This is a genomic window from uncultured Phascolarctobacterium sp., assembly GCF_902463975.1.
GTDB lineage: Bacteria > Bacillota > Negativicutes > Acidaminococcales > Acidaminococcaceae > Phascolarctobacterium_A.
This window is the reverse complement of sequence record NZ_CABQHJ010000007.1, coordinates 60,979-76,815: the sequence shown is the minus strand read 5'-3', so window position 1 is coordinate 76,815 and position 15,837 is coordinate 60,979. Positions and strand designations below refer to the sequence as shown.

The following is a 15,837-nucleotide window of genomic DNA, read 5'->3' as shown; positions in this document are numbered from 1 at the left end:
CCGAGCGCGTAGTGGACTTTCACCACCTAGTTATCGCCCATGCTGGGCGCACTACAAAAGCAGACCATTGCATCTGAAACTGATGTAATGGTCTGCTTTTAATCTTCATTCAGCAAGGAAGCCTGCTTATGCCAGCTCCTTAGTTACAACGTCGGCAATAGCGTTTGCTATCTGCTCCAGACGCTCCTGCTTCGGTCCTTCGGCCATAATACGGATTAAAGGCTCAGTGCCGGAAGCACGTACCAGAATCTGGCCGTTTTCGCCCAGCTCCTCCTGATATTTTTTGATTACTTCCTGAATAGCAGCCTTTTCTTCCCAGCCGTTTTTATTCTTCACGCGTACGTTCAGCAGAATCTGCGGGAATTTAGTCATTACGGTGCCCATCTCAGACAAAGGCTTGTTGTTGCGAACCATTGCGCACAACAGCTGTACAGCAGTCAGGATGCCGTCGCCGGTTTTAGCGAATTCGGAGAAAATGATATGACCGGATTGCTCGCCGCCGATAGAATAATTGTGCTTGAGCATTTCTTCCAGTACATAGCGGTCACCTACAGCGGTTTTGACGGTTTTGCCGCCATGAGCCTTCATAGCCTGATGCAGGCCAACGTTACTCATAACAGTGGTTACCAGCATATTATCATGCAGCTTGTTGCGCTTCATCAGCTCCAGCGCGCAAATCAGCATAATCTGGTCGCCGTCCATAGCCTCGCCGTTTTCGTCAACTACCAGGCAACGGTCAGCATCACCGTCATTGGCGATACCTACATGAGCGCCAACCTCGACAACCTTCTTCTGCAAAGCCTCCAGATGAGTGGAGCCGCAGCCGTTGTTGATGTTGATGCCGTTAGGCTCGTTGAAAATTGCCACAACCTCAGCACCGAGACTGCGCAGGATAACCGGTGCGATTTCGCTGTTGGCACCGTTGGAGCAGTCCATAACAATCTTCAGACCGTTCAGCTTAGCATAAGCAGTGCTCAGAATGTGCTTAATATACAGTGCGGACAAATCCTTTTCATGAATAATCTGGCCGACGCTGCTGCCGCTTACTGCCTGAGTGTAATCAATCGGTGCAGCAACGATAGCTGCAATTTCGTCCTCTACTGCGTCAGGCAGCTTGTAACCTGTCTGAGAGAAGAATTTGATGCCGTTGTCTTCAAACGGATTGTGAGAAGCAGAAATTACTACACCGGCGTTAGCCTTAACCTCACTGGTCAGAAAGGAAACTGCCGGAGTAGGCATAACGCCCAGAAGATGTGCATTGCCGCCAGCGCTGCAGATACCTGCTGCCAAAGCGCTTTCCAGCATTTGTCCGCTGCGGCGTGTATCTCTGCCGATAATAATTTTCGGGCAAGAAACCTCGCGGCCAAAGTATTTTGCGGCAGCATAGCCCAGCTTAAAGGCCAGCTCCGGAGTAAGCTCTACGTTCGCCACACCGCGAACACCATCAGTACCAAATAATCTTGCCATTTTTTGTAATAACCTCCCTAATGTTAATGCGTTTATATGTGAGTTGAAAATTGTTGAGCTAAAAAATCAAATTAAGAGCCTCTCCTTGGGGAGAGGTGTCATCGCATGGCGATGACGGAGAGGGGTAACACATAACATAACGCTATACGTAAAAGTAAATGCTGCAAAATCCCCTCTCAGTCGCCCTACGGGCGCCAGCTCCCCCCAAGGGGAGCCTAATGCTCTGTATTACTCTCCAACCTAAATTACTTCACCGGCGCAAATCTTTCCATAATCGCACGCGCCACATGATAGCCGTCAAGCGCGGCGCTCATAATACCGCCGGCATAGCCTGCGCCTTCGCCGCAGGGATAAAGCAGATCATGCGTCAGCGATACATAGCTCTGCCTGTCGCGCTCTATGCGAACCGGTGCCGAGGTGCGTGTTTCCACACCCGTCAGCAGCGCGCCGCCGTCGGCGTAACCCGCCAGCTTGCGGCCGAAGCTCGTAATGCCCTCGCGCAGCGTATCCGTAACGTAGGCAGGCAGCACCTTGTCTAAGCTGCAGGCCGTCAATCCCGGACGATAGCTTGGCTGTACCAAACATTCCAAGGACGGAGTGCTGCGCTTCAAAAAGCTGTCCAGATTTTGCGCAGGCGCATAATAGCTGCTGCCTGCCGCCGCATAAGCAAGCTGCTCATAGCGGCGCTGGAATTCTACGCCTGCCAGCGCACCCTCGCCAAAATCCCGGCTGTCCACATTCACTACCAGCGCACTGTTAGCAATGCCGCTGTCACGCTTAAACATGCTCATGCCGTTGACAACCACGCCACCGGCCTCCGAAGCGGCGGCAACCACCTGACCGCCCGGGCACATGCAGAACGAATAGGCTGTGCGCGTTTTATCCTGCGTGTGGTAAACAAGTGCGTAATCCGCCGCGCCCAGCAGATGATGTCCCGCAAAGCTGCCGTACTGCGCCCTGTCAATCAGCTCCTGCGGATGCTCGATGCGCACACCGATGGCAAAGGGCTTCGCCACAATGCCAACGCCCCTGCGTGCCAGCATAGCGTAGGTATCGCGCGCGCTGTGACCGCAGGCCAGTACCACGGCTCCTGCCGCCAATCTTTCACCGCCGTCGAGGATTATCCCCTGCACAGCATTATTTTTGATATCCAGATCAACCACATGCGCATCATAACGCACGCTGCCGCCCAGCTCCGCAATGCGGCGGCTGAGCCCCTGCACCATCGCACGCAGCTTATCTGTACCAACGTGCGGCTTATGCTCGTACAAAATATTTTCCGGCGCGCCTGCAGCTACAAAAAGCTGCAGGATTTCGGCCATCATAGGATCGTTTACACGCGTGGTCAGCTTGCCGTCCGAAAAAGTACCTGCACCGCCCTCGCCAAACTGTACGTTGGACGCGGGGTTAAATTCTCCCATCTGCCAAAAATGCTGCACATCCTGCACACGCTGCTCCACCGGCTTGCCGCGCTCCAAAAGCAGCGGCTTATAGCCATGCTCTGCCAGCTGCAGTGCTGCCAAAAGTCCCGCAGGACCGGCACCGATAACCACTGGCGGTGCGCTCAGCGGCAGGGTTCCCAGCTCCAGCGTCGGCTGCTGCTGCTCCTGATATTGCGTGATGTCGCGGTCCGCCAGCAGGCGCTTCGCCTGTCTGCCGCCTGTTTCAACCTCTGCCAGCACATGGTAATTGAGGCAGATATCATTTTTCTTGCGCGCATCCACTGCCTTGCGTACTATCTGCACACTGCCCAAAGCATCGCGCGGAATGCCGCATTTGCGGCACACCGCCTGCTCCAGCGTCTGCTCCTGACGCAAGCTGATACGCAAATTGTTAATTTTCAGCTTCATCTAAAATCAATTCTGCCTTTCTACCGATATTTTTATCTGCACTGTACGTCTTTCGGGAATAACCTTTTCCGGCAAATCCAGCTCAGCCGCAACAACGGTGCTGCCGGTCAGCTTGCTTACATCCACGGGCTTGGTCTTAACATCCTTCAGCTCCTTCAGCACGGAAGGAGGCGCAGTCACACGGATGCTCTCCGGAGCAATCTCGGTCTTGGTAACAACAATTCCGGCAGGCAAATCGCCGCTCATAACCAGCTTAACCGGAATATCCAGCGAGTGCATCTGGCTGACCATATTAGCCTGCACCATAACACGCTCAGGGATAATTCTCATATTAGGAATATCGTAACCGTCATCACTGACAGCAACAAGCTCGCTTTCCGTCTGGAAGCTGCCGGTATGATTGCTGATATCAATCGGAGCAACAACGCGGTTTACCTTATCAATACGATGCGTTGCACCGCGCAGAGTAACCTCCGCCGGAGTAATTATACTGCTGCCGATGGTCATATCACTGTTCATCGCGCCCACGATACGAGTAGTAACGGGAACCTTTTTCTCGCTTACCGTATCTACATATATGGAAACCTCTTTAGGCGTTACGGATACAATCTCGCCACCGGAGTAGGTTACCGTAATCGGCAGACTCTGCTGACCTTCGGTTATATTTTTCAAATTGATAGAAGCATTGATTTCAGCACTCAGATTATCTGAACTCAGCTTGGCACGCGAACCGCGCACCTTTACCAGAATTTTATCGGGAGCATTAAAGACCATCATATTCTGCGGCAGATTTCTTTGCTGCAGACGCACCTCGATATTACGCTCGATTATCGGGTTCTGGTCGGTCATTACATATACCCACAGGCCACAGGCCATGAGCAGGCAGATAATCCTTGCAAATAAATTTTCCTTACGCGCCAGCCTTTGCAAAAATCTCATTTTTTCTCACCGCCCCACAAGCTCTTGATTTTATCAACCAAAGAATTCTTAACTGCTGCATGCGGACGGAAAATTGCCGTGCGCAAAATTTCCTTCACATCATCCACCGTCAGGTAACGCATCAGCTCGCCGTTACGGGCAATGGAAATCGTACCGGTTTCCTCGCTGACAACAAGAATCATCGCATCGGACTGCTCGGACATACCGATAGCTGCACGATGGCGGGTACCAAGCTCCTGGCTCAAATTACGGTTTTCAGTGAGCGGCAGCAGGCAGCAGGCAGCAACAACGCGGTTGCCGCGGATAACGACAGCGCCGTCATGCAGCGGTGTATCCTTAACAAAAATGTTCTGCAGCAGTCCAGAGCTCACCAGACCGTCAATCGGCACACCGGTTTCGATGCGCTCTGCCAGACCGGTAGCACGCTCAAAGACCATCAGCGCACCTACCTTGTTTTTGCTCATCACCTTAGTGGCATGAGCAACGGAATCCAGCATTTCTTCCAGCTCCTGCTCGTCCAGCTCGCTGCCCTTATGAAACAGCTTGCCGCGGCCGATTTGCTCCAAAGCACGTCGCAGCTCCGGCTGAAAGACAACCGGCAGAGCAACCATAATCACCGTCATGCTCTTTTCCAGCAGCCAGCTGATAACATGCAGGTTCAGCCAACGGCAGATAAGCGTGAAGCCTATCAGCACCATGAGACCCTTGCCCAATGTTGCGGCACGGGTGTTTTTCAGCATTAGGAACAAACGGTAAAGAAAATAGGCAACGACGACAATATCTATAACATCCAAAAATGTGATTGTCGAAAGCAAGCCTTGCAGTTGTATCATCATAATTGCATTGCTCCTATCTATCAGACACTATCGACTAAGCGCTAAGCCTTAGTCCATTTTCAGAATCGCCATGAATGCCTCCTGCGGCAGCTCTACACTGCCAACCTGCTTCATGCGCTTTTTACCTTCCTTCTGTTTTTCCAGCAGCTTACGCTTACGGCTGATATCGCCGCCGTAGCATTTCGCCAGTACATCCTTACGCATAGCGCGGACGTTTTCGCGGGCAATAACCTTGTTGCCGATTGCTGCCTGTACCGGAATTTCAAACATCTGACGCGGAATCAGGCTGCGCAGCTTTTCAACCAGCTGACGTCCGCGAACAGTAGCAAATTCCTTATGCACAATTGCGGAAAGCGCATCGACAGGCTCGCCGTTCAGCAGAATATCTACCTTCACCAAATCGGAATAGCGATAGCCGGACAGCTCGTAGTCCAAGGAAGCATAACCGCGGGTAGCGGATTTCAGACGGTCAAAATAGTCAAAGATAATCTCGCTCAGCGGTAATGCGTAGTGAATCATAACACGGGTATCATCAAGATATGTCATGTTATCGTATTCACCGCGTTTTTCCTGGCTCAGCTCCATAACAGCGCCTACATAATCCTTCGGCACAATGATGGTTGCATTAACGAAAGGCTCCTCAACATGGTCGATAACAGTCGGGTCAGGGAACAGAGACGGGTTATCTACCATTTCAACGTCGCCGTTGGTGCGGAACACCTCATAAATAACGTTAGGCGCGGTAGTAATCAGGCTCAGATTGTATTCACGCTCCAGACGCTCCTTGATAACGTCCATATGCAGCAGGCCCAAAAAGCCGCAGCGGAAGCCAAAGCCCAGCGCGGTAGATGTCTCCGGCTCAAACACCAGAGAAGCATCATTCAGCTGCAGCTTTTCCAAAGCATCACGCAGGTTATCGTAATCGGAATTCTCTACCGGATACAAACCGCAGTATACCATCGGTGTAGCCTTGCGGTAACCGGGCAACGCTTTTTCGGCAGGATTATCGGCATCTGTTACGGTATCGCCTACGCGTGCATCCTTAACGTTTTTGATGCTGGCAGCAAAGAAGCCTACCTGGCCCTCCTCCAGCTCGTCAACATTGACGATGCCCGGTTTGAAGTAACCAACCTCGGTAACATCAAATTCCGCACCGGTTGCCATCATGCGAATCTTCATGCCCTTGCGCAGACGGCCCTGCATAATGCGTATATATAAAACTACGCCTTTGTAAGCGTCAAATTTGGAGTCAAATACCAAGGCCTTCAGCGATGCTTCCGCGTCGCCCTGCGGTGCCGGCACGCGCGCTACGATTGCTTCCAGTACGTCCTCGATGCCGATGCCTGTCTTGGCACTGCACAAAACTGCGTCGGAGGCATCAATACCGATAACGTCCTCAATTTCCCTTTTAACATGCTCAGGATCCGCACTCGGCAAATCAATTTTGTTAATAACGGGGATAATCTCCAGATCGTTATCCAGCGCCAGATACACGTTAGCCAGTGTCTGCGCTTCAATGCCCTGAGTAGCGTCGATAACCAGCAGTGCGCCCTCGCACGCTGCCAATGCACGCGAAACCTCGTAGGTAAAGTCTACGTGGCCCGGGGTGTCGATAAAGTTCAGCATATACTCCTCGCCGTTGCGCGCCTTGTAAATGCTGCGCACAGCCTGCGCCTTGATGGTGATGCCGCGTTCACGCTCCAAATCCATGGAATCGAGAATCTGCTCCTCCATCTCACGCTTGCTCAGCGTTCCTGTATATTCAATCAATCTGTCCGCCAGGGTAGACTTGCCATGATCTATATGGGCGATAATAGAAAAGTTGCGAATGTGATTTTGTTCAATCATAAATTACTCTTCCTGCTCCTTCATTAAAATGTATTATTTCAGGCCAATATTGGCTTAAGCCTGTTTTATTAGTACTAATTATTATACCATTATACGGCAAAGCCTGTAAACTAAAAAGAGAGACAGCTCGGCGCCATCTCTCCTCGTACTGCGTTTTATTTCAGTTTAGTGTCCTCAAATTCAACGCACTTGTAGTAATTGTCAATTTTATAATTTAGCTTATCGAGCGTTTCCTGCATCTGCGCCATGCGCTCGAGCAGCTTGGCACGCTCCTCTATTAAAATTTCCTTACGTGCGGCCCGTGTTGTGTCGCCCTGCTGGAACAGCGCCACATATTCAATCAGGCTTTCTACCGAAATGCCTGCTGTGCGCATGCATTTGGCGAAGTTTACCCAGTTACAGTCCGTTTCGGTGTAGTCGCGAATACCGCTTTCGTTGCGGTTCACAGTCGGAATCAACCCGATACGCTCATAATAACGCAGCGTGTCCGCTGTAATGTCATACATTTTGCTTACTTCGTTTATTTTCATCTCGCTTACCTCCTGCCAGGATTGTTTTCCTGCTTTCTTCTTATATTTTAGCATTTGGAGTCAGCTCCAGGTCAAGCGACCGCAAAATATTTTTACAGGAACAGGCAGGCATATTTGTGATTTTCTCTTGCATAATGCTCGCATTCGTGGTAGAATAATGCAGTACAAGAAAATTCAGGAGGTGAAATTCGTTGCCGAACATTAAATCTTCCATCCGCAGTGTAAAGACCGACGCAGAACGTCGTGCTAAAAACGCTCCGATTAAAGCAGCTCTCCGTAATGCTTCCCGCAAAGTAGAGGCTCTGGCTAAAACCGGCGCTAAAGAAGACGCTCAAGCTACTATGGCTACTGCTTCCGGTTTGCTCGATAAAGCAGCTCGCAAAGGCATTATCCATAAGAATGCTGCAGCTCGCAAAAAATCCAGACTTGCAAAGAGAATCAACGCTATGGCTTAATTCTTACAAGCTGACCTGCTCTGAAAAGAGCAGGTTTTTTGCATTTCAGGGATAATTTTTTGCAGGCAGGCTAATCAAGATCATAATTGATGTAAGTAAAGCTCTCAATCACGTCTTTATCATTCAGCGTGATAATCAGCTGCTTGGCAGGTCTGTCAAAGCCATCCGCATCAAGCACAGATTTTTCCCACACGATACTGTTTGTCGGCTCCTCAATATCAACAGCAGACTCGTGCCAGCCGATTCTCCGCATCATATCGTAAAAATTATTCCGCTCTTTCTGATCAAAATGCTGTCCGACTGCATAGCCTGCCATCTCGCCGGGAGCCTTGTTAATCACTACCTGATAGGTTTTTCCGTCAAAGGCTCTCGTGTAGAACACTCGCGGACCTACCTGCACCTTATTAAGGTCATAAGCAATATTCATATCGTCGGCATGTTCTACTCTGCCCATGCTATAGCCGGAGCCTGCTGCATAGCCGGCGGGATCGTTAATCCAGTTTGCCTCTACCGAAGCCTGAAAACGTCCTTCATCCGAATGAGCATATTGGCCATCAGGCAACGCACCTATATATTGGTTATACATGTAGCCTCTGTAGCCTTTTTCGGTAGTTCCGTACACCCACACATATTTACTGTCAGGTATAAACACTACCTTTCTTGCATAAAATTTATCGCCGTTTTGCAGCATGGTTACTACCTCACAGTTTGTGTTAGGCTCTGTTCTTAAGTTAACATCCGTAGCAATACATTGAGTTGCCAACGGCCAGCGCGGATGTTCATCAATAATATCCGAAAGATAACCGCCGCTGAGATGAGCAAAAGCGGTGTTGGCCAAGAGCGCCATCCCCAAGGTCATGCCCAAAAACAAATTCTTTTTCATATGTATATTCCTCCCTTGATTGCGGTACAAAATCCCTCAATCAATAAATTTCAGACACAGGCTGCTTATTTTTTACAACAAGCATCTGTCTTTCGGTTACCCGCAGAACATATACAGAGAATTATCAACCTTAAAGTTTTGTAATTCCTTTATATCTCCCCTGTAAGGGGAGGTGGCTGCGAGTATCAGCGAGCAGACGGAAGGGTTGTTACCGCTTCCGAAGCAGCAAAAGCTGTGTTTCTCAGCATCATTATAGCGTAAAAAAGCAAAAGCATCCCCACACTTTTACTGCAAAAAGTGTAGGGATGCTTAATTTTTTTATTAGTAGCAGTCATTTCACTGCCTAAGCCTTACTCCCGGCAGACACCGCAACGGCGGCAGCCGTCAAAGCACATCGGGGTAAACTTGCCGCTTTCGCTGCGCTGCAGCTCAGCCGCAAGATACTCCTGCGTCACGCCCATGTCCAGATGCTGCCACGGCAGCGGCTGGCCCACCTGCAGCTCGCGCTCCGCCAGCTCCTCGGCATCCAGGCCCTCCTCCTTCAGCACCTGCTTCAGGCTGCGGCCTTCCACATGTGCCTTCAGCAGCGCTTCGCCGATACGTCTGCTTCCACGCGCCAGCACGGACTGCACCACGGTTTCCTTCAGCGATTCGGTAATCAGCTTGATGCGCTTTTCCTTCTTCAGACCGTCACCCAAAATTTTGAAGCGCTTCTTCAGCGTGCGCACATTGCACAGCGGCGCCCACTGGTACGGCGTAAAGGGCTTGGGCACAAAGCCGTTGACCGAAATAACCAGCTCGCCCTTGTTGCCCACCGCGTCCATTTTGGCACGCACGCGTTTAATCATCTCCACCGTTTCGACGATATCCTCGTCCTCTTCTCCCGGCAGACCGATCATATAATACAGCTTGATGTTGCGCATACCGGCAGCAGCAGCCAATTCGATAGAATTATAAACGTGCTCCTCCGTAATGCCCTTGTTAATAGCAGCGCGCATACGCTCGCTGCCTGCCTCCGGCGCTACGGTCATCGTGCGCTGGCCGCTCTGTGCCAGTGCATGGGCAATCTGCTCCGTGAGCATATCGGCACGCATGCTGGCCACGGAAAACGGTATCTTGTGCTCCACTAAGTATTCCGTCAGCTCCGCCATCTGCGGATGGTCGGAAACGGCAGCGCCCATCAGGCCCACCTTTTTCGTGCGCTCGGGACGCTTGGCAATATCTGCCAAAATATTTTCCAGCTTACGCGGACGCGGCTTGCGAAAGCAATAGCCTGCCATGCAGAAGCGGCAGTGACGGCCGCAGCCACGCGCCACCTCGACGATAAACATATCCTCAAATTCCGTTCCGCTCGTAACGATAGCAGAGGTGTGCGGATAAGCGTCGATATCACGCGCCCACTGGCGCGCTACCTTCGCAGGCGCACCTTCCTGCGGCAGAAGGGCGATAAACTCGCCCTCGTCATCGTACTGCGCCGTATACAGGCTGGGAACATAAACGCCCGGCACCTGCGCCAGCGCCGCCAAGCGCTCTTGCTTGCTTTCCTCGCGGTAGATGGTATCCAGCACATGCTGCACTGTTTCCTCGCCCTCGCCGATAACAAAGGCGTCAGCCACAGCAGCTAAAGGCTCGGGATTGAAGGTGGCACAGGGACCGCCGATAATCACCAAAGGCTCGCGCTGATTGCGCTCCGCCGCCCGCAGGCGAATATTGCCCAAATCAAGCACCGTCAGCAGATTATCATAATCCATTTCAAAGGACAGCATGACGAAGATAACGTCAAAATCTGCCAGCGGACGCTGGTTTTCCAGGCTCAGCAGCGGTGTTTTGCTTTTGATATGCTCCTGCTGCAATCGTTTATCCGGCAAAAAGAAGCGTTCGCAGGCGCTGTCACCGCGCTCGTTAATCATCTGATACAGAATGTGCATTCCCAGGTTCGACATGCCCAGATGGTAGACGTTGGGGTAAATAAACGCTACCGGATGGCGTAACCCCGGCGGATACACCTGCGCGCCGGTTTCATTTTCTCTTATTTCTTTAATATAGTTTTTGATTATCCAGGACAAAGCATTTCCTCTCCGAGTATCTATAATGTATTAAGAAAATATCAGCGCAAAATTACGCTGATATCCTCTTGTATTTTACTGATGTTTTTCTGCCAATTTGCGTTCAAACAAATCGATAACTGTTTTCAAAACCTTTAAGCGGGCATAATATTTATTGTTGCCCTCAACCACGGTCCACGGTGCATACGAGGTGTCGGTGCGCACCAGCATTTCGTTGACTGCAGCTTCGTAAGCATCCCATTTATCACGGTTACGCCAATCCTCGTCCGTAATTTTCCACTGCTTGTTGGTGTCATTCTGACGATCATTGAAGCGTCGCAGCTGCTCATCCTTGTCAATCTGCAGCCAGAATTTGGCGATGGCAATGCCGTGCTCGCTCCACTGCGCCTCCATATCCTTAATTTCATCGTAGGCACGCTGCCATTCCTGCGGTTTGGCGAAGCCTTCGATACGCTCTACCATAACACGGCCGTACCAGGTGCGGTCAAAAATCGCTATAGTGCCCGGCTGCGGCAGTCTGGTCCAGAAGCGCCACTGATAATGGAACTGCTTTTCAACCACGTTCGGCGCCGCAATCGGGTGCACATGGAAGCCTAACGGGTCCAGTGCCGCCGTCAGTCTGCGGATAGCACCGCCCTTGCCGGCAGCGTCCCAGCCCTCAAAGCCGATAACTACCGGTATCTGCGCCTTGAACATTTCAATCTGCAGCTGTGTCAGCTTTTTCTGGTACTTATCCAGCTTTTCCTTATATTCTTCCTTGGTAAGCTCCTTGTTGGCGTCAATCGTGCTCAGCACATCGTAGGTTGCGGCGGTGCGCTTGTCGGCAGCAGGCTCGGCAGGCATCTGCACAGCCTTTTCGATAGCATCGGCAATCTTAGTGAAAACCTCCAGACGCGCGCTGCGCGGATCATCGTCGGCAATCAGGTGCCAGGGAGCGTTTACCGTATCGGTAGCCTCCAGCATTTTTTCGTAATGCGGCAAAAATTTATCGTAATCTTCGCTTTCATCAATCGCAGGATTCAGGTCACGCCACGCCTTGCCCAGTGTTTTGGCATTCTTGGCGATATTTTTCTTTTGCTGCTCCGGTGACAGATGCAGGAAAAATTTGAGCACAAGATAATTATCGTCCGTGAGCATTTTCTCAAAGTTGTTGATATGCTCGAAGGAAACTACGGGATATTTGGAATCGTCCTCTGCCTTATCCGCCAGCTCATTGGCGTTTTTCAGATAATACCAGCTGCGGTGATAAACGGCAATATGTCCCAACGCCGGCAGGCGCTTCCAGAAGGCACTGAAAAACGGCTGCTCCTGCAGAACGCCGCGCAGGCGCACGCTGGAATAAACATTAAAGCCGCGGGCATCCATCTGCTGCATCATTTCGTTAATCAGCGCACTGCGGCGCGCACCGCGCCAGCCCTCAAACACGATGATAATCGGTCTTTTGGCGTCGCGGGCCAGGCGCTGCGCCTTTCCCAGGCGCTCACCCAGCACATCCATCTGCTTGTTGTAATCTTCCTTGGACACTTTTTTACTCAAATCCAGCTTTTCCAGCATTCTCCAACATCTCCTTACTGTTTGCGAGAATCTTTAAATCAGCGCTCCTCATAGGGGTTAAGAGCGCGCGGTTTTCCTAATACCTCTGCCATGATAATACCGTTGACGAGCGCCGCATGCTTCAGCTTTACGCGCTTTTTCGGTGCAGGCTGCGCATGCTGTGCGTAGTGCGCATTAAACGCCGCAGCGGCAGCGTTCATCTTTGCTTCGTCGTAGCTGTAATCACCACGGGGATCGTAATAAACCTTGCCCTTGTCATGCACGAGGGCTTCGTTTTCACGGTGAATTCTGCCGGTATGGTCATGCATTGCTTCGCCGTCGCGGTGAACTCTGCTGTCGTCATCACGACGCACGCGCGTTCCGTCATGCACTGCGCCTTGGCTACTTTGACGCTTGCGCGCCTGTGCCGCCTCCGTCGTCTTTTTCAGACGGCGTTCAAATTCGGCGGCAAGGTCTTTAGGCTTAGCCTGCGTTTGCTGCTCTGCCTGCGCCTCCGGCTGCTCCTGCGGCAGCTCCTGCTGCCTGCGGCGGCGACGGTTTCGACGGTCCAAAAATACGTTGGCCAGCATTACGATGACGAAAAGCAGGGGGATTAAATCACTGTCAAACAAACCACCCATAAGCTGCACCTCGCTTATTTGCTGCCCTCAGGCTTTTCCTCGCCCTCCGGGCTTACCTCGGCAATCGTGCGGCGCATCTGTGTATCTGCCTGAATATTGTTCAGGCGGTAGTAATCCATTACGCCCAAGCGGCCGTTAGCCAGCGCCTCCGCCATAGCTGTAGGAACCTTAGCCTGTGCCTCCACAACCTTCGCCTGCATTTCCTGCGTATAGGCTTTCATTTCCTGCTCCTTGGCAACAGCCATCGCACGGCGTTCCTCAGCGCGTGCCTGAGCAATGCGCTTATCTGCCTCCGCCTGGTCGGTCATCAGCGCAGCGCCGATGTTACGGCCTACATCTACGTCTGCAATATCAATGGAAAGAATTTCAAAGGCAGTACCTGCATCCAAGCCTTTATCCAAAACCGTTTTGGAAATATAATCGGGGTTTTCCAGTACCTTGCTGTGGTCGGCGCTGGAGCCTACGTTTGTTACAATGCCTTCGCCGACACGCGCAATAATCGTTGCTTCGCCGGCACCGCCTACCAGGCGGTCAATGTTGGCGCGCACGGTTACGCGTGCCTTTACCTTCAGCTCAATGCCGTCCTTGGCAACAGCGCTTACTACCGGAGTTTCGATAACCTCGGGGTTAACGCTCATCTGCACAGCCTCCAGCACGTTGCGTCCCGCAAGGTCGATGGCACAGCCACGCTCAAAGCTCAGCTCAATCTGCGCTCTGTGGGCAGCAATCAAAGCATCAATAACGCGGTCCACGTTACCGCCTGCCAGATAATGCGCCTCCAGCTGGTTGACATTTACGTCAAGACCTGCCTTATTCGCCTTAATCAAAGGCAGCACGATCTGCGACGCGGGCACACGGCGCAGGCGCATACCGATAAGGTTGAAGATGCCTACATTAACGCCGGCAGCAATTGCGGAAATCCACAGGCCCAACGGCACAAAGTTAAGAAAAATCGCGATACCTGCAATAGCAATGATTACTGCAAAGCCACTGCCGAAAATCATACTGAATAATAAATCCATAACGTCACTCCTTCGTCTGTTCTACAAAAATTTTGCTGCCCTCCACCCGCACTATAATCACGGGCGCGGACTTTTCGATATAATCTCCCTGACTGCTCACGTCAAGACGCTTGCCGTCCACCAGAATCGTGCCTGCAGGACGCAGCGTGGTCAAGGCTGTGCCTCTTTTGCCCACCAGCATGCTCCAGTTTTTGCCGCCGGTGTAGCCCTCGCTGTTTTTTTGGCGTGTCCACAGCACAAAGGGATTATACTTGCTTTCTCTGGGCAGATAGACGCACAGCAGGGTAATCACCAGCACCAAAAACAGATACACTGCCAGCAGCACCAGCGCCGCCCAGGCATTGCCGCCCAAAACGTAAAAGCCGCCGACTGTCAGGCACACCATGCCGCTGACACCGAAAATTCCGAAGCCCGGCACCACAAATTCTATCAGCAGCAGGACAAGGCCCGCCAGCATAAAATAATATTCCAATGGCATGACTGCACCTCCTCAACGCTTGTACATTTATAGTATAACAGAGGAAAAGCATGAAGTAAATTTAAAGTTTATGCTGCTAAAAGCAAAGCTGCCTGTAATACTTTAACAAAAGATTTTTTCTGGCGCATTTATTCAAAAAGCAGTATCCAGAATACGTGCACAGTAAGATTATTTGCTGCTTTACTTATCGCGCCAAAAATTGTATGATAAAGGAAAAGCTTCTTCTACTATAAATAAAGGCGGGACTTAATGATGAAAAAATTACTTATTTTACTGACGCTGATTTTTGCGCTTGCCTGCACTTGCACAGCCTTCGCTGGCGCAGGCACTGATAAAAACGCTAACATGGAAAAAATAACCAGCACCAGCGCTGGCGATTTATATCTTTATAAGGATAATTTGCAGGCATTGCGCCAGGGCGACAAGCTTTTTTTGCTGTTGTCTGCCGAGCTGCGCTACAATAAGGAAATGCTGCCTAAGCTGCAGGCCACCAAGCCGGAGCTGAAAACAGCAATCAGCATGACGCAGATTTATTTGTATAATAACGATGGCACACAGTATGCGCTGCTCAAAAGCCTGTACACCGATAAGGACGATAATGTTGTTTACACTATCGAAGGCTCGCCCAATTTGCAGCCTGTCAAAAGCAAGCTGCAGATGCTGCTGTACGAAAGAGCGTTGACAGCGATGGAAAACCAAAAGCGCATTGCCGATATGCTCAGACGCAAAGCGTAACAAAAAGACCTTGATGTCAGTTTTTACTGACGCCAAGGTCTTAAATTTTTTAATGAAGCTCTTTATAAGCAAACATTTTATTGCTTTAGTTGAAATTTTATGATAAAATGTTTTCGACAACCGGTTCACGGGGTGGTGTTGCCTTCATTCTATACGAATGGAGGTGATGTCTATGGTATATTTCAGCTTTCAGGATTTAATGTCCTTTGGAGTTTTTATCGTAGCATTACTTACGTTCATTTTTAAGAACAAATAGTAAAAAAGTTACGGACATAGAAAAACCGCCCCAAGACTTTGGCGAGTACGGAGCGGATTTTTCTTAACCAAATTCGGCAACCCACCTTATGGGCGGTTGTCTTTTCTATATTTAATATACCACACAATCCATAGCTTTGCAAGTTTTAAGGCTGGAATTTGAGCAAACGCTCAAACTCCAGCCTTTTTTGTTCATAAGGTCAGTATGATGATTGCAGCCTCATGAACTGCCAAGCAAGCGGTTGGGGGCATTGCTTGGCGGAGTATGATGATTTATAGGAAAAACAGTTGTTATCCTG

14 protein-coding genes are annotated in these 15,837 nt (G+C 50.7%); 2 read left to right on the top strand and 12 right to left on the bottom strand.

The window, feature by feature from the left end; all coding sequences use genetic code 11:
- Positions 1–126: 126 nt before the first annotated feature.
- From glmM to RDW05_RS03420, 6 genes are all read right to left on the bottom strand, one after another.
- On the bottom strand, positions 127–1,467 hold the full coding sequence (gene glmM, locus RDW05_RS03445; RefSeq protein WP_307977845.1) for a phosphoglucosamine mutase: 1,341 nt from the start codon (positions 1,465–1,467) through the stop codon (positions 127–129).
- A gap of 245 nt (positions 1,468–1,712) precedes the next feature.
- A complete protein-coding gene (locus RDW05_RS03440; RefSeq protein WP_307977844.1) occupies positions 1,713–3,317 on the bottom strand; it encodes an FAD-dependent protein in 1,605 nt (534 codons plus the stop codon).
- Positions 3,318–3,323: 6 nt separating this feature from the next.
- Positions 3,324–4,256: a CdaR family protein gene (locus RDW05_RS03435; RefSeq protein WP_307977843.1), complete on the bottom strand. Its 933-nt coding sequence runs from the start codon at positions 4,254–4,256 to the stop codon at positions 3,324–3,326.
- Complete coding sequence (cdaA, locus tag RDW05_RS03430; RefSeq protein WP_249747876.1) at positions 4,253–5,092, bottom strand: diadenylate cyclase CdaA; 840 nt, start codon at positions 5,090–5,092, stop codon at positions 4,253–4,255. Before cdaA ends, RDW05_RS03435 begins: the two co-directional genes overlap by 4 nt.
- 48 nt (positions 5,093–5,140) lie before the next feature.
- Positions 5,141–6,940 carry a translation elongation factor 4 gene (gene lepA, locus RDW05_RS03425; RefSeq protein WP_307977842.1) on the bottom strand — a complete coding sequence of 600 codons (1,800 nt, stop codon included), beginning with the start codon at positions 6,938–6,940 and terminating at the stop codon, positions 5,141–5,143.
- Positions 6,941–7,095: 155 nt separating this feature from the next.
- Positions 7,096–7,470, bottom strand: coding sequence for a MerR family transcriptional regulator (locus RDW05_RS03420; RefSeq protein WP_307977841.1), 375 nt, complete (start codon positions 7,468–7,470; stop codon positions 7,096–7,098).
- A 191-nt stretch (positions 7,471–7,661) separates the two neighbouring features.
- Here RDW05_RS03420 and rpsT point away from each other — a divergent pair, with 191 nt between their 5' ends.
- Entirely contained in the window at positions 7,662–7,925 is a 264-nt protein-coding gene (gene rpsT / locus RDW05_RS03415; protein WP_293388447.1) for a 30S ribosomal protein S20, read from the top strand.
- Positions 7,926–7,995: 70 nt separating this feature from the next.
- On the opposite strand, the gene RDW05_RS03410 is transcribed toward rpsT, so the two are convergent.
- The 6 genes from RDW05_RS03410 to RDW05_RS03385 form a co-directional block, all read right to left on the bottom strand.
- Complete coding sequence (locus RDW05_RS03410) at positions 7,996–8,808, bottom strand: SH3 domain-containing protein (protein ID WP_307977840.1); 813 nt, start codon at positions 8,806–8,808, stop codon at positions 7,996–7,998.
- 350 nt (positions 8,809–9,158) lie between these two features.
- Positions 9,159–10,874 carry a radical SAM protein gene (locus tag RDW05_RS03405; RefSeq protein WP_307977839.1) on the bottom strand — a complete coding sequence of 572 codons (1,716 nt, stop codon included), beginning with the start codon at positions 10,872–10,874 and terminating at the stop codon, positions 9,159–9,161.
- A 75-nt stretch (positions 10,875–10,949) separates the two neighbouring features.
- Positions 10,950–12,428: a polyphosphate:AMP phosphotransferase gene (gene pap, locus RDW05_RS03400; RefSeq protein ID WP_307977838.1), complete on the bottom strand. Its 1,479-nt coding sequence runs from the start codon at positions 12,426–12,428 to the stop codon at positions 10,950–10,952.
- 38 nt (positions 12,429–12,466) lie between these two features.
- Positions 12,467–13,048 carry a hypothetical protein gene (locus RDW05_RS03395; protein WP_307977837.1) on the bottom strand — a complete coding sequence of 194 codons (582 nt, stop codon included), beginning with the start codon at positions 13,046–13,048 and terminating at the stop codon, positions 12,467–12,469.
- 14 nt (positions 13,049–13,062) lie between these two features.
- Positions 13,063–14,070, bottom strand: coding sequence for a flotillin-like protein FloA (gene floA / locus RDW05_RS03390; protein WP_293388434.1), 1,008 nt, complete (start codon positions 14,068–14,070; stop codon positions 13,063–13,065).
- A gap of 4 nt (positions 14,071–14,074) precedes the next feature.
- Positions 14,075–14,548 carry an NfeD family protein gene (locus RDW05_RS03385; RefSeq protein ID WP_307977836.1) on the bottom strand — a complete coding sequence of 158 codons (474 nt, stop codon included), beginning with the start codon at positions 14,546–14,548 and terminating at the stop codon, positions 14,075–14,077.
- A 249-nt stretch (positions 14,549–14,797) separates the two neighbouring features.
- On the opposite strand from RDW05_RS03385, the gene RDW05_RS03380 reads away from it, so the two are divergent.
- A complete protein-coding gene (locus RDW05_RS03380; protein ID WP_307977835.1) occupies positions 14,798–15,283 on the top strand; it encodes a hypothetical protein in 486 nt (161 codons plus the stop codon).
- The last annotated feature ends 554 nt before the right edge of the window (positions 15,284–15,837 follow it).

Coding starts and splice junctions, on each gene's coding strand:
- floA (WP_293388434.1), bottom strand. CDS start 14,070: ATGGATTTATTATTCAGTATGATTTTCGGCAGTGGCTTTGCAGTAATC.
- glmM (WP_307977845.1), bottom strand. CDS start 1,467: ATGGCAAGATTATTTGGTACTGATGGTGTTCGCGGTGTGGCGAACGTA.
- RDW05_RS03395 (WP_307977837.1), bottom strand. CDS start 13,048: ATGGGTGGTTTGTTTGACAGTGATTTAATCCCCCTGCTTTTCGTCATC.
- RDW05_RS03380 (WP_307977835.1), top strand. CDS start 14,798: ATGATGAAAAAATTACTTATTTTACTGACGCTGATTTTTGCGCTTGCC.
- lepA (WP_307977842.1), bottom strand. CDS start 6,940: ATGATTGAACAAAATCACATTCGCAACTTTTCTATTATCGCCCATATA.
- cdaA (WP_249747876.1), bottom strand. CDS start 5,092: ATGATGATACAACTGCAAGGCTTGCTTTCGACAATCACATTTTTGGAT.
- pap (WP_307977838.1), bottom strand. CDS start 12,428: ATGCTGGAAAAGCTGGATTTGAGTAAAAAAGTGTCCAAGGAAGATTAC.
- RDW05_RS03440 (WP_307977844.1), bottom strand. CDS start 3,317: ATGAAGCTGAAAATTAACAATTTGCGTATCAGCTTGCGTCAGGAGCAG.
- RDW05_RS03385 (WP_307977836.1), bottom strand. CDS start 14,548: ATGCCATTGGAATATTATTTTATGCTGGCGGGCCTTGTCCTGCTGCTG.
- RDW05_RS03435 (WP_307977843.1), bottom strand. CDS start 4,256: ATGAGATTTTTGCAAAGGCTGGCGCGTAAGGAAAATTTATTTGCAAGG.
- RDW05_RS03410 (WP_307977840.1), bottom strand. CDS start 8,808: ATGAAAAAGAATTTGTTTTTGGGCATGACCTTGGGGATGGCGCTCTTG.
- RDW05_RS03420 (WP_307977841.1), bottom strand. CDS start 7,470: ATGAAAATAAACGAAGTAAGCAAAATGTATGACATTACAGCGGACACG.